This window comes from Longimicrobiales bacterium, assembly GCA_035764935.1.
In the GTDB taxonomy this organism is placed as follows: Bacteria; Gemmatimonadota; Gemmatimonadetes; order Longimicrobiales; family RSA9; genus DASTYK01.
In genome coordinates, this window is record DASTYK010000080.1 from 1 (window position 1) to 21,650 (window position 21,650).

General features: G+C 67.0%; 17 protein-coding genes. 9 read left to right on the forward strand and 8 right to left on the reverse strand.

All coding sequences use genetic code 11. The features are described from left to right. The 5 genes from VFU06_06510 to VFU06_06530 all read right to left on the reverse strand — a co-directional run. On the reverse strand, window positions 1–1,569 hold a 1,569-nt coding region (locus VFU06_06510; protein ID HEU5209047.1), incomplete at its 3' end, for an asparagine synthase-related protein. A 32-nt stretch (window positions 1,570–1,601) separates the two neighbouring features. Further along, window positions 1,602–2,468, reverse strand: a complete 867-nt coding sequence (locus VFU06_06515; GenBank protein ID HEU5209048.1) for a response regulator — start codon at window positions 2,466–2,468, stop codon at window positions 1,602–1,604. Between the two features lie 122 nt (window positions 2,469–2,590). Then, complete coding sequence (locus VFU06_06520; protein HEU5209049.1) at window positions 2,591–3,358, reverse strand: polysaccharide biosynthesis/export family protein; 768 nt, start codon at window positions 3,356–3,358, stop codon at window positions 2,591–2,593. A gap of 46 nt (window positions 3,359–3,404) precedes the next feature. Beyond that, window positions 3,405–3,590, reverse strand: coding sequence for a hypothetical protein (locus VFU06_06525; protein ID HEU5209050.1), 186 nt, complete (start codon window positions 3,588–3,590; stop codon window positions 3,405–3,407). 160 nt (window positions 3,591–3,750) lie between these two features. Continuing rightward, window positions 3,751–6,165, reverse strand: coding sequence for a polysaccharide biosynthesis tyrosine autokinase (locus VFU06_06530; GenBank protein ID HEU5209051.1), 2,415 nt, complete (start codon window positions 6,163–6,165; stop codon window positions 3,751–3,753). A 488-nt stretch (window positions 6,166–6,653) separates the two neighbouring features. Between VFU06_06530 and VFU06_06535 the strand changes: the two genes are divergently transcribed. The 3 genes from VFU06_06535 (at window position 6,654) to VFU06_06545 (ending at window position 10,363) form a co-directional block, all read left to right on the forward strand. Next, on the forward strand, window positions 6,654–8,129 hold the full coding sequence (locus tag VFU06_06535; GenBank protein ID HEU5209052.1) for a sigma-54 dependent transcriptional regulator: 1,476 nt from the start codon (window positions 6,654–6,656) through the stop codon (window positions 8,127–8,129). Further along, the gene (locus VFU06_06540) at window positions 8,104–9,231 is read left to right on the forward strand and encodes a HAMP domain-containing sensor histidine kinase (protein ID HEU5209053.1); all 1,128 of its coding nucleotides are present in this window, start codon (window positions 8,104–8,106) and stop codon (window positions 9,229–9,231) included. The genes VFU06_06535 and VFU06_06540 overlap by 26 nt, the downstream gene beginning before the upstream one ends. A 391-nt stretch (window positions 9,232–9,622) precedes the next feature. Next, entirely contained in the window at window positions 9,623–10,363 is a 741-nt protein-coding gene (locus VFU06_06545) for a sugar transferase (protein HEU5209054.1), read from the forward strand. A 536-nt stretch (window positions 10,364–10,899) separates the two neighbouring features. On the opposite strand, the gene VFU06_06550 is transcribed toward VFU06_06545, so the two are convergent. Genes VFU06_06550 through VFU06_06560 form a run of 3 tightly spaced genes read right to left on the reverse strand, consistent with a single transcriptional unit; the run spans window position 10,900 to window position 14,515 of the window. Next, a complete protein-coding gene (locus tag VFU06_06550; GenBank protein HEU5209055.1) occupies window positions 10,900–11,799 on the reverse strand; it encodes a polysaccharide deacetylase family protein in 900 nt (299 codons plus the stop codon). Beyond that, window positions 11,800–12,975, reverse strand: a complete 1,176-nt coding sequence (locus VFU06_06555; protein ID HEU5209056.1) for a glycosyltransferase family 4 protein — start codon at window positions 12,973–12,975, stop codon at window positions 11,800–11,802. Between the two features lie 22 nt (window positions 12,976–12,997). Beyond that, entirely contained in the window at window positions 12,998–14,515 is a 1,518-nt protein-coding gene (locus VFU06_06560) for an AMP-binding protein (protein ID HEU5209057.1), read from the reverse strand. Between the two features lie 332 nt (window positions 14,516–14,847). Between VFU06_06560 and nadE the strand changes: the two genes are divergently transcribed. The 6 genes from nadE to VFU06_06590 all read left to right on the forward strand — a co-directional run bounded on the left by nadE (window position 14,848) and on the right by VFU06_06590 (window position 21,555). Then, on the forward strand, window positions 14,848–15,891 hold the full coding sequence (gene nadE, locus VFU06_06565) for an NAD(+) synthase (GenBank protein HEU5209058.1): 1,044 nt from the start codon (window positions 14,848–14,850) through the stop codon (window positions 15,889–15,891). A gap of 1 nt (window position 15,892) precedes the next feature. Beyond that, window positions 15,893–17,851, forward strand: coding sequence for an asparagine synthase (glutamine-hydrolyzing) (asnB, locus tag VFU06_06570; protein HEU5209059.1), 1,959 nt, complete (start codon window positions 15,893–15,895; stop codon window positions 17,849–17,851). Window positions 17,852–17,905: 54 nt separating this feature from the next. Beyond that, entirely contained in the window at window positions 17,906–18,175 is a 270-nt protein-coding gene (locus VFU06_06575; protein ID HEU5209060.1) for an acyl carrier protein, read from the forward strand. Between the two features lie 186 nt (window positions 18,176–18,361). Next, window positions 18,362–19,150, forward strand: coding sequence for a hypothetical protein (locus tag VFU06_06580; GenBank protein HEU5209061.1), 789 nt, complete (start codon window positions 18,362–18,364; stop codon window positions 19,148–19,150). A 114-nt stretch (window positions 19,151–19,264) separates the two neighbouring features. Next, a complete protein-coding gene (locus tag VFU06_06585; GenBank protein ID HEU5209062.1) occupies window positions 19,265–20,236 on the forward strand; it encodes a polysaccharide deacetylase family protein in 972 nt (323 codons plus the stop codon). 41 nt (window positions 20,237–20,277) lie between these two features. Further along, window positions 20,278–21,555, forward strand: coding sequence for an O-antigen ligase family protein (locus VFU06_06590; protein ID HEU5209063.1), 1,278 nt, complete (start codon window positions 20,278–20,280; stop codon window positions 21,553–21,555). The last annotated feature ends 95 nt before the right edge of the window (window positions 21,556–21,650 follow it).

The window sequence follows — 21,650 nt, forward strand, 5'->3', positions numbered from 1 at the left end:
CGGCTGTGCCGGGGTCTGCAACGCCACGTCGTCATGCGACGCCCGAACCATCCTACCTGCGGCCGTCACCTCCGGCCGCCGCAGCCTGCGCCCGGCGCGCGTCGCACCCAGGCCGTGCTCCACGAGCAGATCGCGCCGCGAGAGCCCGAAGCTGCGGTGCAGTGCACGGGCGGTCCGCGCCCATTCAACCCAGCGGCCTGTCGCGGCCAGCCAGTCGAGTCGCGGCACACCGAAAGAACGCGCGACTCTCCCGACACCCGTTCCCCGACGCTCGGCAAACGCACGCACCTCACGCTCGTACGTCGCCCAGTCGTCCCCGGCGAGCAGGTCGTCGAGGCGGCCGAGCCCGTGACTCACGGCCGAATCACCATCGAAGCCGTCGAGCAGGACACTGCACCCCGCATCCGCCGCCGCACCGAACATCGCCCAGTGCAGGTACAGGTTCGGCGCGCTGAACGGTTCGTGCAGCGTCTGCACGATACGGCGCGCGTCGGCCAGCGGACTGATGCGGTCGCCGCGCACCTCGTGCGCAGTGAGGCCACTGCCCTGCGTCACGGTCTCGATGTACCGGCGCTCGTCGATCAGCCGCAGCGCGTCGGGCGGCAGATCCGGGAACACCAGCGAGATGGTGTGCAGCGGCGCGCCCGCGTCGAGGAGCTGCCGCGCCATGCACACGATCGAGGAGGAGTCCAGTCCGCCGCTCAGCGTCGCCGCGGTCGGTCCCTGGTCGGCGAGGCGCGCATGCACGGCCTGCGCGAAGAGGTCGCGGAACGCCTCGGCATACTCCGCATCGTCGCGCAAGCGGATCTCCGATGCGACGTCCGGCTCCCAGTAGCGCTGCAGCGACAGCGTGGCCGGTGTGCGCAGCAGCCGGTGTGCGGCGGGCAGGCGCCGAACGTCCTGGTAGAACGTCCGCTCGCGACCTGCGTCCGTGTTCAGCAGGAAGTGGATGATGCGCTGCCGGTCGAAGGCGGCCGGCGCACCGCGCAGCTGCAGCAGCGTGCGCAGATCGAACGCGAAGCAGAAGCGGGTGTCCGACTGCAAGTAGTAGAAGGGCCGCACGCCCATCGGGTCACGCGCACAGAACAGGCTCTGCCGTGCGGGGTCCCACAGCGCGAATGCAAAGTCGCCGACCAGGTGCTCGGTGCAGCGCTCGCCCCAGCGCGCATACGCGGCCAGGATGAGATCGGCGTCGCGCATCGTGCGGTGCTCCTGAACGGACGACGAGCCCGATGCGGCGAACGCAAGATTGGAAGCGCCCGAGAACCCGGAAACGTCAGGCGATGAGCCGGAAGTGCCGGACGCTGGGCTGAAGTCGCCGACCGAAACGCCCGAACCGCCGAGCATCCGCCGCAGCTCGGCCGCATTGTCGATGCGTGCGTCCGCGAGCAGCATGCGACCGGCAGCATCGACGCGCAGCACTCCGTGCGACGACCCGTTCGCAAACGCAACGCGCCCCTCGGCGCGGACGGAGCCGGGCGTACCCGCGCCGGTCGCCCGGACCAGGACGTCGCATGCGCCCGCCTCAACGGGTGCATCCAGGCTGAAGATGCCTGCGATCGCGCTCACGCCGCGCATTCCATTATCGAGGGACCCGAGCGCTAGTTGACTTCGGGGGGTATGCGTTCGCGCGCGGCCATGGTCGCGCGGACGAGCAGCTCGGCCGGATCGACATTGGCTTCGTGCAGGTCGTTCACGCCGTACACGCCCGTGCGGATCCGCGGCACGACGGTGACGCCCCCGCGCGCGGCGGCCGCTTCACGGACTCTGCCCGCGAGAATCTGTGCGCCCTCGGCCGTGGTGTCGGGCGCGATGACGACGAACTCCAGCGGGCCGATGCGACCCAGTACGTCCGAGCCGCGCGTGAGCGACTGGAGCTGCGCAGCGATGGCGCGAGTCAGCTCGGCCGCCTCCAAGGCGTCCGCCGTGTCCGGCTCTTCCGGCGTGATCACGATGCACGCCAGCGGGCGATGAAAGCGGGCGGCGGCGGCGCCCATCTCGCGGACGCGTCGCACGACGCCGTGCCAGCTGTACAGTCCCGTCCCGGGATCCATCAGGTCCGCCTCGCGCATGCTGTCCATCTCACGCTTCGCAACGATGAAGCGGTCGAGCCGGAGCAGCAGCTCCTGCGCGTCGAAGGGCAGCGCCAGCAGGTCCCAGGCGCCGGATTCGAGAGCGTCGATGCGCTCCTCGCGACTCACGGGGCCGGAACGGTAGATGATCAGCGGAGCGGCAGGGGAAAAGTCGGGAGCGGCGCGCAACTGACGGCACAGCTCGAGGCCGTCCATGTCCGGCAGCATGCTGTCGACGAAGACGGCGTCCGGACTGGAGGCGCGTGCGCGCTCCACGGCCTGGCGGCCGTTGTACGCCCGCATGACGGCGTAGCCCTGGGGTGCCAGGATCGAATCGAGCGAGCGGGACGTCCACTCCTGCTCACTGACGATCAGTACAATCGGTGCTCGCGGCACAGGTGTTCCTGTTGCGCGGCCCGCCATGCGGACCGCTTCGGGACGCGTGCGCGTGATGCCTGTCAGTCGACAGGGACCATGCAAGTATGTCGGAGCGCCAGAAACCGCCGCGCTCCGGTCGCTCAGAAAATCCGCTCTGCCGCTATGAACGCCGTGCTGATCCCGGTCAGGATCATCAGCCCCGTCCGCCACCAGCCCTCGCCGGCGGTCCGCTGCGGGACGATGATGCCGTCGCCAGCCCGGATGCTGAGCTGGTCCAGCGTGCGCCCTTCCTGCATCGCGCGACGCAGGCGATCGCTGCTCCAGATCACCTGCCGGTTCCGCTCGATCCGGATCTTTTCCAGGTCCGCTTCCGCCGACGGCCCGCCGGCCTGCATCAGTGCATCCGTGATCAGGATGTCGGACGGGATCGTATAAAAGCCCTGTGCCCCCACCGCACCGATCACCTCCAGGCGGATCAGGGAGCGGGCGCGCACGACCGGGTCGCGGATGTAGCGCGCGATCTCCCGGGTCAGGTGGTCCTGCAGCTCGGAGCGCAGCACCCCTGCCACCGATACCTCGCCGATGGCCGGCAGCACCAGCACGCGGCCGGCGACGACGGCGAACTCGGCGGTCAGGTCCTGGTGTCCCTCGACGGTGAGCTCGATGCGGTCGCCGACGCGCAGGTCGCCCTCGTCGAGACGAGTACGGATCAGCGCTGCCTCGTCGCGCGCCTGTGCACGCACCTCGCCGCTGTACGCGGACGAGCTGGCCGTCTCCTCGTAGCGGCTCAGCAGCTCCTGCAGCTCGCTGCGGGTCAGCTGGACACCGGTCGGGTCCCACCCCTGCTGGGCGGCGACGGGGCCGCTGGTGAGCAGGAGCATGGCAAGGGCGCAGATCAGTCGCTTCATCGTTCCTCGTTTCCTGCCGCCCCGCCGGTCGAACGCGCGTCGCGAGTCAGGTCTGGGCGGCGCACCGCTGCTCGAGCAGGGCGGGCGCCATGGGATCCATTCCGAATGCCGCGAGCAGCGTCAGCAGCCGCAGGAGCTGCGGCCCTCGATCAACGCCAACCTGCATCGTCGCGGCGTCATTGCCGACGGGATCGTCCGTGCTACGCGGATCCTGTCCGTTGCTGCTGGTCATGCTGGCCTCCTGCCGTCTCCGGGGATGGCTGTCCCCGAATACAATATCGGGGCCGCCCGAAGCGATCAGTCAGGCCGTTGTCATTGCACGACTTGCGTCCGTGCTCGTCGTGCAGCCGGTGCCTGCGCGCCGCACTGTGCGTTGCGCGGTGGCGACAGCGCTACGCCGGCTCGAGCAGCTTGACCCGCTCGCCCGCCTCGTCGTCCGCGGCGTAACCCGGCAGGTACGAGTAGTACTGCTGGTAGCGGTGTCCGCTTCCCGCGCGCAGGCCGTTCACGACGGCGCCGAGCACGCGGATCGGGAGCTGGCCCAGCATGGCGATCTTGTCCTCCGCCATGGAGCGGTCCGTGGTGCCCGTGCGGATGACCACCATCAGGTTGCCCGTCGCGGTTGCGAGGACGAGCGGGTCGACGCCGGCGCCGAGCGGCGGGCTGTCCACCAGGATCACCTGGTACGTCGCACGGATGTGCGCGAGCAGCAGTCCCATCCGCGGCGACGACAGCAGCTCGGGCGCGCTGGCGAAGCGGGTGCCGCAGGGGATCAGGTCGAGCCCCGGCGTGCTCGTCGACTTGATCACCTCGTCCAGCTCGGCGCGGCCGGCGAGGTAGTCGGTGAGGCCGGGGATGCGGTCGACGCCCAGCAGCCGGTGCAGCGTGCCACGCCGCGTGTCGCCGTCGATCAGCAGCGTGCGGCGGCCGAGGTCTGCGAAGCTGAGGCCCAGGTTGCCGCTCACGAAGGACTTGCCGTCACCCGGTCCGGGGCTCGAGATCGTCAGGATCATCGGGCCTGCCGCGCCGTACGCGTGCGTCAGGTTGAGTCGGACCGAGCGCAGGGCCTCGACCGCCTCGGACCGATCCGGCCGGCCGTTCCGTCGGGTCGCACTCTGCAGGTGCGGCAGCCCGCCCAGGATACGCAGGTGCAGCCGGTCGCTGACCTGCTCGGGGTAGCGGATGCGCGGGTCGAAGCGCTCGAGAAGGATGGCGAGGCCGACACCCAGGCCGAGGCTGCCCACGATCGCGAGCAGGATGATCTGCACGCTCGGGTTGCTGCTCGGGTACTGCGGCACGCTGGCCGCGTCCAGGATGCGGACGTCGGGAATGGCCGTTTCCGTGGCGAGGCGGGCGCTCTCGTAGCGCTGGCGCAGCTCGTTGTACAGCGTCGCGGCAATGGTGACCGCGCGCGTAAGGCGCGACTCGTCAATCGCGCGCGGCGGGATCTCGCGCAGCTCGTCCGACGCGGAGCCGACCAGCGCATCCACGGCCGCGATCTGGTCGTCCAGGCTCGCGGCGACCGTGCCGGCAAGCTGCGGCACGACCTCACGCTGCAGGGCGTCCGCCTCGCGCAGCGCGCTGCGCACCAGCGGGTGCTCATCCGTGTACTGCTGCTGCAGCGCGCGCAGCGTCGCACGCTGCTCGGTCAGCTCGGTCAGCGCCTGCGTCAGCTCGGGCGACGACTGGACGGCGCCGATCGCGGACAGCGCGTCGATCGACAGCGTGCCGTTCTCGTTCTCGGCAAGCAGTCGCCGGATCGCGTCGCGGTCACGCGCCAGCGCTTCACGCTGGATCTTCAGCTCGAAGAAGTTGTCGTACGCGGACGCGCGCGTCGCCTCCACACCGGGAGTGACCGGCGTCGCATCCGAGGGCAGCGTGATCGTGCGGATCCGGAAGCTTTCCAGCGCGAGCTCGGCCTGCCGGAGGTTCTCCTCCGCATACACGAGCTGCGTTTCCAGGATCTGGCGCAGCTCGCTCAGCTTGCCGCGCTTCAGCTCCGCCGCGACGTCGACGTAGCGGTCCGCCAGCTCGTTGGTCACCTGCGAGACCTGCTCGGGATGACCGCCCGAGTAGGCGATGAACAGGAAGTTGCCGCCGCTCGCCATCTGCGCGTCCAGCGACTGGCTCAACCGCGCCGCCGCGGTGCGCGGGTGCAACAGGCGGAACACGATGCTGCGCCCGGGCGTCAATGCGGCGGCCGTCGGGTGCCAGTCGATGCCGATCTCGCGGCCGACCGGCATGCCCACCGGTGCCTGTGCGACGAGCTGACCATCATGTTCCCGGCGCAGCTCCACCATCCGGCCGGCGCCGTCCACCGTGGCGACGTACGAGCCGGGCTGGTACACGCTGTCGGTCTTCAGCGTCGACAGCACGTCGCGGTCGCGCGTCCTGTACTCCAGGTACAGCCGCTGCTCACGCACCACGTGGTCCAGCACGGCATCCGACGCCAGCAGCTCGAGCCACGCGCCGCCCTGCAACAGCTCCGCCGACTGGATCGGCCCCTCGAAGTCGCTTTCCCGGGTCGCAACCGAGACCCACAGCCGGGTGCGCGCCGTGTACTCCGGCTCCACGAACCGGCTGACGGCAATGCCCGCCGCCGTACCGACGAGCAGCAGCCCGATGACCAGCCATCTGTAATAAAGGACCGCACCCAGCATCCGCTTCAGGCCCGCGGAGCCGGTGCCCTCCTCTTCCGCGAAGTCCGCGTCGGCAAAATCGAACCGGCGCGGCACGCCAGGCGGCGGCACCTCCGCAGGAGGGGCGGCCTGGCCGTTCACCGGCGCCGGAAGATTGTCTCGATCCATGTGTGCAGCCGTCTGTGCGGTGGATACGGCAATGGCACGCGCGACGAAGCAATGAGCTTGCCGATGCCGGCACACGCGTGAACCCGTTGGCCGCCATGCGTCTGCCGGGTGTGTCGTCGAGTCACCGTTGCATGATTGCAACGCGGGGGTCAGGTGTTGCGTTGCAACATTGCAACGTCGGACGGCGAAAAGTGCGTGGCGCATGCAACAGAATCATTGACGTGAGCCACTTAACGGGATTAGCGTAGGTGGTCACGCCGACGGTATTTCCGTTGCAGGAGGGGGCGACCCGAGCGGGCCCGGCAGGGTCCGGCAGGTGAGGTGGCTCCCTCGACCCAGACGAATCCGGAAACATGCCCGATGGGACCGCGATGATGCGGGCGGGTGATGCGAGGGGGCGCCGTATGCAAACCCAATCGAGGACGCGCGCGCCTGCAGGGCGCGGTGTCCAGCACTCCAACGGCGTCCGCCCGGAACCGCGCAGTCCTGTGAACGCAGCCGAGTCGCTGAATCTGACGGAGGAAGTGAAGTCCACGATCAAGGTGCTGATCGTGGACGACGAGGACACGCTGCGCGAGAGCTGCGGCAGTGTCCTGTCGGTGGAGGGGTACGACGTCGCGACGTGTGGGCAGGGGCACGAGGCGCTGACGCTGCTGAAGCGGCGGCCGTACGACATCGTGCTGCTGGACCTGCACATGTCGCAGGTCTTCGGGATGGACCTGCTGCAGGCATGCCTGGAGGCGTACCCGGACACGATCATCATCATCATGACGGGCAACCCGAGCGTCGAATCGAGCATCGAGGCGCTGCGGGCGGGAGCCTGGGACTACCTGCCGAAGCCGTTCGCTGCGAGCCACCTGCAGATCCTGTTCGGCCGTGCCGCGCACACGGTGCTGGTCACGCGCGAATCCAAGGCGCTGGACAACGAGCTGGAGAGCAAGCACGGGCACAGCGACAAGGTCACGCTGCTGGGCGCGTCCACGGCGTTCCAGCGGGTGATCGCGCTGGCGCGCAAGGTCGCGGGCACCGATGCGTCGGTGTTCATCTCGGGCGAGAGCGGGACGGGCAAGGAGCAGATCGCGCAGTTCATCCACCAGCACAGCCGGCGCAGCAGCCGGCAGCTCGTGCCGGTGACCTGCGCGGCGCTGCCCGAGGCACTGCTGGAAAGCGAGATGTTCGGCCACGTACAGGGCGCGTTCACGGGCGCGGTGCGCGAGAAGGCGGGCCTGCTCGAGGTCGCCAACGGCGGCACGCTGTTCCTGGACGAGCTGACCGAGATGCCGGCGGTGCTGCAGGCGAAGTTCCTGCGCGTCATCCAGGACGGCGTGGTGCGCCGGCTCGGCAGTACGACGACCGATGCGGTCGTGAACGTGCGCTTCATTGCGGCGACGAACCGGGATCCGCACCAGGCCGCCGAGGAGAACGTCCTGCGGCGCGACCTGTTCTACCGCCTGTGCGTCGTGCCGATCCACATCCCGCCGCTCCGCGAGCGCCGCTCCGATATCCCGGTGCTGGCGCAGCACTTCCTGCAGCGCTACTGGGTGCAGCACCGCGAGGCGCGCGGCATGCCGACGTTCAGCCCCGAGGCGATGGCGTCACTGCAGTCACGGCCGTGGCCGGGCAACGTGCGCGAGTTGCAGAACGTGATCGAGCACGCGGTCGTGCTGCTGGAGCCGAATGCGCAGATCCGGCCGGACGACCTGCCGGACATGGGGAATGGGGCAGTATCGTCTCCTGTTCCGTCGGGGATGGTGCCCTTCGAGGAGATGCGGGACGGTACATACCATGGCGTTCGCGAGAAGGTGCTTACAGATTTCGAGGTTGGATACCTGACCTGGCTGGTCGAGCGTGCGAATGGCAACATGACCAAGGCCGCCCGCATTGCCGGCGTCGACCGGACCACGCTCTACCGCCTGATGGAGAAACACGGCCTGCACCGTGGCACGATCATTACAAACAAGTAGGCGCACGAAGCGCACGGCAGCCCGCGCGGACGCGGCGAGTTACAGCAGGCCCAACCTGCTGCAGCTCGTCGCTGGCTATGCCGGCCGGGAGATCGGCCTGGCCGCGGAGCGCGTGCGCGGGCAATTGCCGGCGGACCTGCAGGTCAGTGACGAGGAGCTGACGCGCCACTTCGTGTGGGTCGCGCGCGCGTGTCTCGTGGACGTGTCCAGCGAAGAGCAGAACGGCGCGACGCTGACGCTGCGACGCCGGCTGGTCGAGCTGCTGCGGGCGGACATCGTCCGGCACTGGGAGGAAGAGCCGGTCGCCGGGCCCGACATGCTCGAGACGCTGGCAAAGCTGGAGCGCGCGCAGAATGCGTGTCGGCCGGGGCTGGAGCAGACGTTCGCTGCGGAGCTGGCCGACCGGGGCGGCCTGGACCTGGTGGTCGAGGTTGCGCACGACATGCGCTCCCCCCTGACGTCGATCCTGTTCCTGTCGGAGATCCTGCACGGTGGCCAGAGCGGCGCGCTGAACGACGTGCAGAAGCGCCAGCTCGGCATCATCTACAGCGCAGCGCTCGGGCTCGTGGGCATGGCGAGCGACATGATCGAGATGGCGCGCGGCGGCAACCAGCTGCCCGGGCCGGATCCCAGCTCGTTCTCGGTCAATGACATCCTGACCAGCGTTCACGACCTGGTGCGGCCGACCGCGGAGGAGAAGCGGCTCGAGCTGACCATCGAGCCGCTGCGCTCGCCGCGGCGCATCGGCTTTCCAACGCCGCTCAGCCGCGTGCTGCTCAACCTCACGACCAACGCGATCAAGTTCACCGAGGACGGCACGGTCGAGCTGTCCGCCCGCCCGATCGGTGGTGCGAGCGTCGAGTTCGCGGTCCGTGACACCGGGCCCGGCATCCACCCGGATGCCATGGCGACGCTGTACCAGCCGTTCCGCCGCCAGTCCGCACGCCCGACGGGCTACTACTTCTCGGGCACCGGCCTGGGGCTCGCGATCTGCCGCCGCCTGCTGGAAGCGATGGGCTCGGAGCTGAAGCTCGAGACGCGCGCGGGGTGGGGCACACGGTTCAGCTTCGTGCTCGAGCTGCCCGCGGCGAACCTGCTGTAGGTCGTTAGCGCGCAGCAGCCGCAGGTCGCACCGCACACCGGCTGCGCGTCGCACCGCACACCGGCCGCACGTCGCTACCGCACAGCTGCAGACATCCACTACACGAACGCGCCCGTTCCACCCGCCGCATGGCGGGTTCTGCGTATATAGGCTGAACCTGCCCTTGTGCCGGATGTCGTGTTGTGGGTCGACCACACTACGCAGTTGCATCGCGACGCCGCGCGACGCCACAGCGAGCCGCACGCACCGCCTTTCTGAAAGCCTAACAACCAAACACGCAATGACTTAGCGCGGTGGCACCGGCGTGCCGGCGCCGAGCATGGCCGTTGCCAAAGCCCACTGCAGCCGTACGGCAATCAGTCCTGCCTCCGTACTCGATTTGGGAGCATTCATGCTGAGCACTGTGGACGGGGTGTTCCGTCCTTCTGCCGATAGCGCAGTCGACAGGTCGTGGATGCGTGCGCGTCCATCCGTGGTGGTGCGAGCCCGCAGCCGGAGTCACGCCGGCCAGCGCGCACGCCGCGTGCTGAACGTGCTGGTCGCAGGGACCGCGCTGGTGCTGCTGTCGCCGGTGATGCTGGTGATCGCGCTGCTCGTGAAGCTGACGTCGCCGGGGCCGGTGCTGTACAAGCAGCAGCGCGTCGGGCTGGATCGTCGCTCGGGCAGCGGCGGCAACTGGCGGCGGCGCGTCGACTACGGTGGCAAGCTGTTCACGATCTACAAGTTCCGCACGATGTACGTGCGCCAGAACGACGACCAGGTGTGGGCCAGGCCGGGTGACCCGCGCATCACCCCGATCGGCGGCGTGCTGCGCAAGTACCGGCTGGACGAGCTGCCGCAGCTGATCAACGTGCTGCGCGGCGACATGAACGTGGTCGGCCCGCGGCCGGAGCAGCCGGAGATCTTCATCCAGCTGCGCGAAAAGATCGATCGCTATCCGGAGCGGCAGCGCGTGCTGCCGGGGATCACGGGCTGGGCGCAGGTGAACCAGCACTACGACCAGGACCTCGAGGACGTGAAGCGGAAGCTGACGTTCGATCTCGAGTACGCGCAGAAGGAGTCGGCGGCGGAGGACATGAAGATCATGCTGCGGACGTTGCCGGTGATGCTGTTCAAGTCGGGGTCGTTGTAGGCAATCTTCGTTCGGCGGGATCTGGCGGCGCTTCACCGTTCTGTGGTGGGGCGCCGTTCGTTTTTTATTTCACCGCCGAGGCGCGGAGGGCGCGGAGTCTTTTTTTGGGGAGGGTTTTTCGTTTGGCGCGGGTTCGACGCCGGGCTTTTTTTGTCGGTGCTTTGCTGGTGGGTTCGGGCCTGCCGTTGTGCCCGGTGGGGCGCCAACGGTGTTCGCCCTGAGTGGTGCCTGGCGCGTTGTCGGTCGTTACGACCGGTGCGGCGCCGAGCGCTTCGACGGCGTGCGGCCGCCCGGCGCCTGAGCGGTCGTTTCGACCGTCGCGACGCCACGCATCCGATATCGCTGTCGTGCTTGGCGGCCTGCGGGGGGGCGGGTGTCCATCGGGGTTCTGCAGGAGTGTAGAAAGCGCAGCGATCAGAGAACCGGAGCGGTACCTCTGCGGCAGGCAGGTTCAGAAGCAGCGCGGGCCCCGGTCGCCGCGCCGTACCTCTGCACGAACCTGACGCCGCTCTCCTGGACCTGAACCAGCCGAGCGATCAGCCCTTCAAACCTGACAGTCTGAGGTCCAGGCCGCGCACGCTCATGCCGGCGGGGATGTTGATGCGGGGGATTCGGGCACCGTTCTGGTGCCTGTGTGTTCTGCCGCCGCTCACGAGCAGGACGGCGGGGTGGCCGGCTTCTCGTGCGACGTCTTCCACGCTGGTGCTCGTCGCGCCGTAGGGGAGGGAGAGGTACTTCGTGTGGGGCAGTCCACTCGCTTCGAGCCATTTCATTGTCTGCTGCAGGTTCTGCTTCAGCTCTTCACGTTCGAGGGACGGCAGGTGCTCGTGGGCCCATGAGTGAGAGCCGATCGTGATGCCGTCCCTTGTGTTTGCGCGCAGCTCGTTCTCCGTTGCGATGCCGAAGTTGCCCGGGAGGAGACGCGGGATGTCCGTGAGGAATGCGGTGCGCACTTCGTGCGCGCGTCCCGCGTGCTGCTCCAGTGCCGTGTCGCGGATTTCGTCTGACAGGATTCCGGCTGCGGCGAGGTCGTCCCACCAGGTCGATGGTTTGCCGAGCAGTGCTGGTGCGGTGAACACCGTGGCGGGGAGGCCGCGCTTTCTCAGCTCCGGCAGGGCCAGGGTCACGGCGCCGCGGTAGGCGTCGTCGAAGGTGAGGACGGCGTTCGGGCGGCGCTGCTTCTTTCCGTTGCTCTGCAGCGCTTCGTCGAGCGGCACTATTTCGTGCGTTCTCGCGATGTGCTCCACCTGCCGGATGAACAGGGGCAGGGGGAGGTGGAGGCTGCTGTCGCCGATGCCTGCTTCCTCGGGGTGCACGACGTTGTGCCAGGCGAGGATGGCGGTGCGGTCGGGGGTGAGGCGGCGCGCGAGGGCGGCGATGCCGCTCATCGTCGCGGCGCCTTCCATCGATGTGCGCAGTATGGAGCGGAGCGGCATCTACTCGGACGCGCGCGCGTGGGCGCTCATGGTGCGCACACCGGCCGAGCGGTACACCTGCACATAGCGGGACAGCCAGCGGTCGGCGCTGAAGTTGGAGCGCAGTCGTTCGAAGGCGCGCGCGACTCGCCATGCGGCCGACTCGGAGTGCGTGAGCACGCTGTCGATCGCTTCGGCGAGGGCGGCGGGGTCTTCGGGTTGAACGAGGATCGCTTCGCGGTTGGAGATCACGCCGGGGATGCCGCCCACGCGCGTGGCGACGACGGGCACGCCGGCGGCCATCGCTTCCAGCAGCACGACGGGCGTGCCCTCGGTACGGGAGCTGAGGACGAGGACGTCGAATGCCTTCATCAGGCGGCCGGCGCCGTCCAGCGCGCCGGTCCAGCGAACGACGTCCTGCAGGCCGAGCGACCGCGCGCGCTCCGTCAACTCGCCGCGCATGCGTCCTTCGCCGATGATCACGGCCCGCGCAGTGTCGCGCAGGCGTGTCATTGCATCGAGGAAGACGTCGGGTCCCTTCTCGCGGCTGACGCGCCCGATGAAGCCGACGCACGGCTCGTCGTCGGGGATGCCGAGCTGTGCGCGTGCTTCGTCGCGCGACAGGAACTTCACGGATGCAGTCCACGCGTTGGGCACCACGTGCAGCCGCGGCTTCGGCACCCCGGAGGCGAGCAGCAAGGAGGCCATCGGCCGCGACACGGCGACGACGGCGTCGCACTGGCGGAACGCGCGTCGCTGGAGGTGCTCGAACATGCGGTTCTTGAGACCGCCGCCGATGAAGCCGTGCGACGTGCTGACCGTGGGGATGCCGAGCTCGCGCGCAACGGGCGTGTGCAGCACGTCGGTGCGGTAGCCGTGCGTGTGCACGACGTCGGGGGCGATGCGGGTGCACAGCTCACGCACCAGGCCGCGCTCATATCGGTACGCGCGCGCGGGAACCTCGAGCGCGTGCGCGTGCACACCGCGGTATGGCAGCGTGCGGAGCAGCGGGTGGTCGGTCACGCCCTGGTCGAGCACTGCGGCGACGTGCAGCTCGTCGCCGGCGCGCGCCTGCTCGGTCGCGAGTGATTCGACGACGCGTTCGAGTCCGCCGAACGGCGCGGGCGCAAGGACGTGCAGGATGCGGGCTCGCGTCGTCGCACGTTCCTTCGATGGCGTCACCGCCGGTTGGTCCATCAGCTCCATGCAGCCGTCGGTGTCAGGTTCGGGACGCGGCGATCTGCTCACGCAGCGTGAGCAGGTCATGCTTGCCGTTGGGAAGTTTCGGCAGTGCGGCGAGGGCGATGATCTCGGCGGGCTGCATGTAGCGCGGCAGCTCCGCGCGGCAGAACATGCGCAGCTCCTTGAGCGAGCCGTGTGGCGCGAGCACGACGCAGGCGACGACGCGCTGGCCGCGATCGCTGTCCTCCTCCGCCGTGACGAGCCCCTCCGAGATCTGTTTCGACGCGTACAGCACGTCCAGGATCTCGTCCGGGCCGACGCGGTAGCCGAGCGTCTTGATCATGCGGTCCTTGCGCCCGACGAACCAGAGGTAGCCGTCCTCGTCGCGGCGCACCATGTCGCCGGAATAGACTGCAACGCGCTCTACTCCGTTCACCGGGTGCGGCCGGAAGACTTCGGCGGTCCGCTCCGGGTCGTTCCAGTAGCCCATGGTCACGGTCGGGCCGCTGTGCACCAGCTCCCCGGTCTCCCCGGCCTCGCACAGCCTCCCGTCCTCGCCCACGACCATGATCTCGGCGCCGTCCATGGGCCGGCCCATGCAGCCGGGGCGGCGGTCGATCTCGTCCGGGGGCAGGTACGTGCTGCGGAAGACCTCGGTCATGCCGTACTGCAGGAACACCTGCGCCTGCGGCTGCGCCTCGCGGATGCGCTGCACGCCCGCGGGCGCGAGGTGGCCGCCCGCGTTCTGCACGATGCGCAGCGTCGGTATCGGCTCGGCGGTGAAGCGCGGCGCCTGCAGGAGCTGCATCCAGAGGGGCGGCACGGCGGCGAGGACAGTGACGCCGGCGTCGCGTAATTCGCCGGCGACGTCGTTCATGACCGGTGAGGTCGGGACGATCAGCGTCGCACCGGCGAAGACCGCGCACTGCATCTGGTTGGCGCCGTACACGCCGCTGATCGGCAGCATGCCGGCGATGCGGTCGTCCTCGCGGATGCCCAGGTAGCCGGCCACGGTCTCGATCACCGACCAGACGTTGGCGTGGCTGGCGACGACGCCCTTGGGCATGCCGGTCGAGCCGGACGTGTACGTGATCTGCGCCGGCTCGGACGCCTGAAGGGTGACCGGCTCGAAGGAGGCGGAGGCAGGGACGTCGTCCACGTCCAGCACGGCAGCCGGCGTCCGGACGTCACGGTGTACGCGCGCGCGCACGGCTGCGGACGTCAGGAGCACCTTCGCGCCGGACTGCTCCAGCGCGTACTCGACCTGTCGCGGGCGGAGCAGCGGGTTCAGCACCACGGTCATCGCGCCCGCGGCGAGGACGCCGAAGTACGATGCGACGGCGTCGATGCCGCGCTCCTGCAGGATGACGACGCGGTCGCCCCGGGCGACGCCGGCGCTGCGCAGGGCGTCCGCAATGGCGGCGGCGCGCGCGACGAGCTCGGCGTACGTGGCCGTCCGCTCCCGCTCGATCACCGCGTCCCTGTGCGGGTGGCGGGCGGCCGCTGCCCAGAGCATCTGCGCGACGTTGCCGCGATCCGGTGCGCGCGCGGTCATGTGAGGTTCTCCTGATTCAAAGGCGCGGGACAGGTGGGCACCTCCGGTGCCATGGGTCCATACACGTGTGTCCGTGGCTGCACACCACTTTTCGACCCGTGTCGCGACAGGTGTGGCCGATTGGCAACGTTGCCACCGCGCGGGGCGTTGCAGCCAAGCAACGTTTCAGGCTTTGCGGCCGGCGCGGTGGAGCGGGTGAGTCAGCGGGCCTGCATGGCAAATGTCGCGAGGCGGCGCGGCTTTGCTGGCCGGCGTGCGGACGGGACCGTACCGGGAACCGATCCTGCACTCGGCCGGCGCGTCGAGACGCTGAACCCACCCGAGCGAGCACAATGAGCACGAGAACGGAAGTCATGCCGGCGGAGGCGTGGCTGCGCATCGACGCGGAGGCCGAGGTCCAGGCCGTTGCGGAGACGATGCGGGGCCAGCTCATGGACGTACTGAAGCGCCGCGGCCTGGTCGTCGCGATGAGCGGCGGCGTGGACAGCTCGGTCGCGGCTGGCCTGGCGGTCCGGGCGGTCGGGCCGAAGCGGGTCTTCGGCGTCTTCATGCCGGAGCAGGATTCGGATCCGCGCAGCCTCGAGCTGGCGAAGGAGTGGGCGGACAAGCTCGGGATCGAGTACACGACCGAGGACATCGCGCCCACGCTGGCCGCAGCCGGCTGCTACGAGCGGCGCGACGACGCGATCCGCAGCGTGGTGCCGGAGTACGGTCCCGGCTGGAAGTCCAAGATCGTCCTGCCGGGGAACCGGCTGGACTCGGACCACCTGAACACGTACTCGGTGGTCGTGCAGTCGCCGGACGGCGAGCTGACGACGCACCGGCTGCCGCCGGCCGCGTACCGCGTGATCGTCGCGGCGACGAACTTCAAGCAGCGCGTCCGCAAGATGCTGGAGTACTACCACGCGGACCGGCTGCACTACGCGGTGGTCGGCACGCCGAACCGGCTGGAGTACGACCAGGGCTTCTTCGTGAAGGGGGGAGACGGCCTGGCCGACCTGAAGCCGATCGCGCACCTGTACAAGACGCAGGTCTACCAGCTCGCCGCGCACCTGGGCGTACCGGAGGGCGTGACCAACCGGCCGCCGACCACGGACACGTACTCCCTGCCGCAGAGCCAGGAGGAGTTCTACTTCGCGCTGCCGGCGCGGATGATGGACCTGGTGCTGTTCGCGCACAATCACGGGAAGAGTGCGGACGAGGCGGCTGCCGCGCTGGGTCTGACGGCCGAGCAGGTGGAGCGCGCGTACCGCGACATCGAGCAGAAGCGGGTGACGACGGAGCCGCTGCACGTGGTGTCGCTGCTGTCGAAGCCGGTGGCGGAGATCCACCCGCACGGCCGCGTGAACGGCGGCGCCCAGGCCGTCCGGAACTGAGATGTGCGGGATCGCCGGCATCGTTCGTCGTGACGGCCCGCCGCCGTCCGTGCCCGCACTGCAGCGGATGGCCGCTGCACTGCATCATCGCGGGCCGGACGGTTACGGGCTGTACACCGGCCGGCGGGTCGGCCTCGCGCACGCGCGCCTGAGCATCATCGACATCGAGACCGGCGCGCAGCCGCTGACCAACGAGGACGGCTCGATCGTCGTCGTGTTCAACGGCGAGATCTACAACTACATCGAGCTGCGCGCGGAGCTGCAGTCGGCCGGTCACGTGTTCCGCACACAGAGCGACACCGAAGTGCTGGTGCACGGCTGGGAGCAGTGGGGCCCGGCCATGCTGGACCGACTGAACGGCCAGTGGGCGTTCGCGATCTACGACCGCCACTACGACAGCGTGTTCCTCGCCAGGGACCGGTTCGGCATCCAGCCGCTGTTCTACTCGATGAAGAACGGCGACCTGGTTTTCGGCTCCGAGGTGAAGGCGCTGCTCGCGTCGGGCGAAGTCGAGGCCCGGCTCGACCCGCGCGGACTGGACGACGTGTTCACGTTCTGGGGCGCGCGTGCGCCGCGGACCGTGTTCGAGGGCGTGGCGCAACTGGAGCCGGGGAGCTGCGCGCACTGGCGCGCCGGCGAGCTCCGGCTGCGCTACTACTACGACCTGGCGTACGAGGCGCAGAAGCGCGAGCCGGACGACGCGCTGGAGCAGCTCGACGAGCTGATGCGCTCCGCCGTCGCACTGCGCATGCGCGCGGACGTGCCGGTCGGTGCATACCTGAGCGGTGGCCTCGACTCGAGCATCACCTGCTCGCTCGCGGCAGAGCGCACGCCGTACGAGCTGCGCACGTTCTCCGTGACCTTCCAGGACCCCGCGCTCGACGAGAGCGAGTTCCAGAAGGAGCTGGCCGGCGACATCGGCAGCGCGCACGCGGTCACGCACATCGATGGCGACGCGATCGCCGCGGTCTTCCCGGACGTGGTCCGCCACGCGGAGACGCCGCTGATCCGGACCGCGCCCGCGCCGCTGTACCTGCTGTCGAAGCTGACGCGCGAGCGCGGCATCCGCGTGGTGCTCACGGGCGAGGGCGCCGACGAGGTGTTTCTCGGCTACGACCTGTTCAAGGAAACGGCGGTCCGCCACTTCTGCCTGCGCCAGCCGGAGTCGCAGCGCCGGCCGATGCTGTTCGACCGGCTATATCCGTACCTGGCGCCGACGGGCGGCGAGTTCTGGCGACGGTTCTTCCTCGATGCGGGCACACCGGACGACCGGCTGTTCTCGCACATGCCGCGCATGCTGCTGACGTCGCGCGTGAAGGAGTTCTACACGGCGGGGATGAAGGACGCGGTGGCGGGCTACGACGCTGCCGACGCGCTGCGTGCGGCAGTGCCCGCGGGCTTCGACGGCTGGTCGCCGCTCGGCCGCGCCGCGTACCTGGAGCTGAAAACGCTGCTCGCGTCGTACCTGATCAGCTCGCAGGGCGAGCGCATGGCGATGGCGAACAGCGTGGAAGGGCGCTTCCCGTTCCTGGATCACCGGCTGTTCGAGTTCGCGGCCGCGCTGCCGGACCGGAGCAAGCTGCGCACGCTGCGGGAGAAGGACATCCTCCGGCGGTGGGCGAAGGACGTGGTGCCCGCGCGACTGGCGCAGCGGCCGAAGCAGCCGTACCGCGCGCCGGATGCGCCAGCGTTCTTCGGGGCGAAGGAGCCGGAGTACGTGAGCGAGCTGCTGTCGCCGGACGCGATCCTGGAGAGCGGGGTGTTCGATCCGCGACTGGTGGCGGGGCTGCTGAAGCGCTGCCGGAGCGGGAAGGCGACGGGGTTCCGGGAGAACCAGGCGCTGGTGGCGGTGCTGTCGACGCAGCTGTGGTGGCGGGCGTTTGCATCAGGGTCGGAGTCTGGGCTGACCTCCTACTCTACTCCTCCGGACGTGCACATTACCGAGTACCGCACCAGTTAATCGATTCGAACAGTCTGCTGAGCTGTTAAACCCCAGAATGGATCAGAGCAACCGATGAAAGAAATAGTCGAAGCGGTCAGGGCCTTCGTGGAGGAGAACTTCCTGTACGCCAAGCCGGACTTCCAACTCCATGAAAACGATTCTCTCCTCGGGAAGGGAATTGTCGACTCAATGGGGATCATGGAGGTGCTGGAGTTCCTCGAATCGCGATTCGGGATCAGTGTTCCCGCCGACGACATCACAGAAGCGAACCTGGGGAGCCTGTCGTCCATCGCCGCGTATGTAGCGAGGTTTAGTGGCGCGGCTTCGTCCACCGCTTCGTAGCAGGCGCGCGTAGCGATTTCGCCACGCATTGATGGGCGCTGGCGATACCGGCCTAAATGTAAGAGTGACGGAAGTACACACGTCACAACGGTTTGCCAAAGTGTTCATGGGGGGCATTACGGTTGCTTCGTGGCGCCCGCTGCAGGCACACAGTTGCAAGCCCCCTCATCACCTTGGAGACACACCATGTTCTGGAAACGCTCGCTGGGCTCAGGAGTTCTGCTGTGCCTGGCAATCACTGCTTGTACTCGGGACTCGAATCCTGTAGCCCTCGACGCTGTTATGGCCGCGGAGGGAGTGCAGGACGGCTATATCCAGGTGTATAAGGTCGGCCCTGAGGGCACATATAACTTCACCGCATCCGAATCAGTTCCCGGCGCGCTGTGGGCGACCGACTTTTCGGTGAATGCCGGCGCATGGAAGCAGATCGGGTCCCTGGACGACCCGCTGGCTGCGCCGTCGGATATTACCGTGTCTGAACTCGAACAGGCGGGCATTCAGGTTGATTCGATCGTCATGTGGCGATACACGAATGGAGGCCTGACGTCTCGTACTGTGCATACAGGAACCAACTCAGTCACGGCATACGGGATGACGAATATCAATGACGTGATATTCAAGTTCTTCAATTCGCAGGCACCGGTCAGCGGGTCCGAGGGCTGCACGCCAGGATACTGGAAGCAGCCGCACCACTTTGTGAACTGGGTTGGCTATTCGCCCAGTGACAGCTTTGCGGCTGTCTTTGGCGTGAGCTACCCCGGTTCTCTGCTCGATGCCCTGAGCGCAGGTGGAGGAGGGGTTAAGGCGCTCAATCGACATGCGGTTGCCGCGTTGCTGAATGCAAGTGGGTCGGTCGGATATCCCGCGTCGGTAGCCGATGTTATCGCCGCTGTAAACGCGGCGTACGGTTCCGGTGATTACGAGAGTCAGAAGAACGTTTTCGAAGCGTGGAATGAGGCGGGCTGCCCGCTGTGAGGCTGCGGGTGGAGGGCGAGATTCATCTCGCCCTCCACGACGCCGAAAGTGCGTTGCTCAATGATCGTTAATCGAGTAGTTCCCTGGGTCCGACGCGCGCGCGAGCAAGGGGATGTGATCCTCGTCTATCATCGTATTGCCGATTGTACTTGGAACCCGTTCAACACTTGTGTTGCGCCGAAGAACTTCGAGGAACATCTCACAGTACTCCGCAAGTTCGGAAGCCCAGCCACCGCCAAGGCTATTGCACAAGCCGGAATAGCCGCTCGCCAAAGTGCGACGCGTATCGCCGTGACATTCGATGATGGCTACCGCGACAATGTCGACGTGGCACGTCCGATTTTGGAGGCGCACGACTTCCCTGCAACGATCTTCATTTGCAACAACGCGGTGCTGCGCCGTATCCCGTACTACTGGGACGAGGCAACTAGCATTCTGGATGAGCAAGCGACGCCGCCCAACACGTCCGTCGCGTGCGGAAATCGTCACTGGGATATGCACGGGGACCTTACGGTACGTCAGAAAGTCTACGTGGAATTCTGCTCAACGCTGAACCACAGCACTGTCGCAGCGAGAAACGACGCGATCGTCAGCCTTAGACAAGTTGCTGTCACGCGCGAAGAAGAAGCGAATCTGCTCTTAACCGTCGATGAGATAGTTGCGCTTGGCGCGGACCGTCTACTTACTCTGGGCGCTCACACGCTAGATCACGCGTGGCTGCCCAATGAGTCTGCTGAGGCGCAGCTGTATCAACTTCAGCAATCCAGGCTGGAACTCGAAGAAGTTGTCGGTAGGCCAATCGTGGAAGTCGCGTATCCGTATGGGCGATTCGATTCAACAACATCAGCAGCTGCCAAGCTGGCCGGCTATGCCTTTGCCTATACAACCGTGCGCCATAGAGTTCGTCCTGGTGTCCACCCGATGGAGATCCCACGAATTGTTGTACCGAACGTCGACGGGGACGGGTTTGAGTATTTTCTGCGTGAGATGGTATTTGGTTTGGGCGGCCGTGGCGGGCTTCAGTGGGCCGTAAATCGATGCATCAGGAAGGCGCGTCTGAGGCTAGAGGCGCAAGCGGCATTCTGATGAAACCGTCAAGAGTGACCTCTGAGAAGATCGGAGGTGCGTTGTATGACCTGCGGCCCTCAACCATCTGGCGATTCTTCAAGCAGCAACCGCCCTCGTACTGGCTTATCTGCGCCTACCTGGTACTGGAGTACGTCCGTCCCCAGCAGATCTACCCGTTTCTCAACGCACTGCCTCTCACATCAGCCGTAATCTTCCTATGCCTCGGGGCTACCATCATCGAAGGCCGCTTTCTGCGCAAGCTCAACGTCGCCGATGGCTGGCTCGCGCTATTTACCTTAGTCGTGCTTCTGTCGTCCGCTTTCGCATACTCGCCTGAGTTCGCGTTTGCAAATCTTGAGCTGTATGTGTCTTGGGTCCTCATCTATGCATTGATTTCGCTGGTTCTAAGGACAGAGCAGCAACTGTTGATGTTCATGCTGATCTATTTGCTGGCCTGCCTCAAAATGTCTCAGCATGGATTCCGCTCATGGGTCGCTAATGGGTTTGGCTTCTCGAGCTGGGGCGTCACATGTGCGCCGGCGTGGTTCCACAATTCCGGTGAGTGCGGCATTCAGATGGCGATGTTTCTGCCAGTCTCGCTGTTTTTCGCTGCTGCGCTCTGGCCCTTCCTCGTTCAGTGGGTGAGGCTGCTCCTGGCGTCAATGCCCATAACCGCTGCAGCCACGATCATCGCGACATCATCTCGAGGGGCGTTAGTAGGACTGGCAGGTATCGGCATCTGGCTCGTCCTGATAAGCAAGCATCGAATTAAGGCCGTTCTACTCGCTACTGTGCTCGCAAGTGTCGTACTCGCTCTGACGCCCGCGGAGCAGCGGACGCGATTGAACGAGATGGGCGATGACGGCACGTCCGTATCGCGCCTCGTATATTGGGAACATGCCAGGGAGATAATCGCAGACAAGCCATTGCTCGGTGTCGGATACTACAACTGGCTTCCGTATTATCGGCATTATTACAACCCGAATGGCGAGATGGTCCACAACGTGTTCTATCAGGCCACCGCGGAGCTAGGGTACTCTGGGTTGGCTGCTTTCATCGGAATGATCACGGCAACAATCGTGTTGAATCGGCGAACCCGACAGCTCATGCGAAAGCGTGGGACTCAGGGCCGCTTTCTCCGCGGTATGGCCACGGGTCTAGATGGAGCGCTGATCGGGTTTTTGATCACAGGTTCATTTGTGACGGTTCTTTTTTATCCATTCTTTTGGATCAACCTCGCGATGACCGCAGCCCTATACACCACAGCTCGTAAAACCGTTTGTCCTGCTCGCTCGTCGCGCGACGCTGCTCGCCCAGTTGTGCCGGCGACAGCATAATGGGAAGAGCAAGTGTGCTGCACCTGATCGATACAGCAGGATCAGGGGGGGCGGAAACCGTACTCGCCACCCTCGCTACAAACCTACCTCTTGAT

Bases quoted from the DNA above. Each gene is read 5' to 3' on its own strand.
- VFU06_06550 (HEU5209055.1), bottom strand. From the start codon at position 11,799: ATGCCGCTCCGCTCCATACTGCGCACATCGATGGAAGGCGCCGCGACG.
- VFU06_06580 (HEU5209061.1), top strand. From the start codon at position 18,362: ATGTTCTGGAAACGCTCGCTGGGCTCAGGAGTTCTGCTGTGCCTGGCA.
- VFU06_06575 (HEU5209060.1), top strand. From the start codon at position 17,906: ATGAAAGAAATAGTCGAAGCGGTCAGGGCCTTCGTGGAGGAGAACTTC.
- VFU06_06525 (HEU5209050.1), bottom strand. From the start codon at position 3,590: ATGACCAGCAGCAACGGACAGGATCCGCGTAGCACGGACGATCCCGTC.
- VFU06_06530 (HEU5209051.1), bottom strand. From the start codon at position 6,165: ATGGATCGAGACAATCTTCCGGCGCCGGTGAACGGCCAGGCCGCCCCT.
- asnB (HEU5209059.1), top strand. From the start codon at position 15,893: ATGTGCGGGATCGCCGGCATCGTTCGTCGTGACGGCCCGCCGCCGTCC.
- VFU06_06520 (HEU5209049.1), bottom strand. From the start codon at position 3,358: ATGAAGCGACTGATCTGCGCCCTTGCCATGCTCCTGCTCACCAGCGGC.
- VFU06_06560 (HEU5209057.1), bottom strand. From the start codon at position 14,515: ATGACCGCGCGCGCACCGGATCGCGGCAACGTCGCGCAGATGCTCTGG.
- nadE (HEU5209058.1), top strand. From the start codon at position 14,848: ATGAGCACGAGAACGGAAGTCATGCCGGCGGAGGCGTGGCTGCGCATC.
- VFU06_06545 (HEU5209054.1), top strand. From the start codon at position 9,623: ATGCTGAGCACTGTGGACGGGGTGTTCCGTCCTTCTGCCGATAGCGCA.
- VFU06_06555 (HEU5209056.1), bottom strand. From the start codon at position 12,975: ATGGACCAACCGGCGGTGACGCCATCGAAGGAACGTGCGACGACGCGA.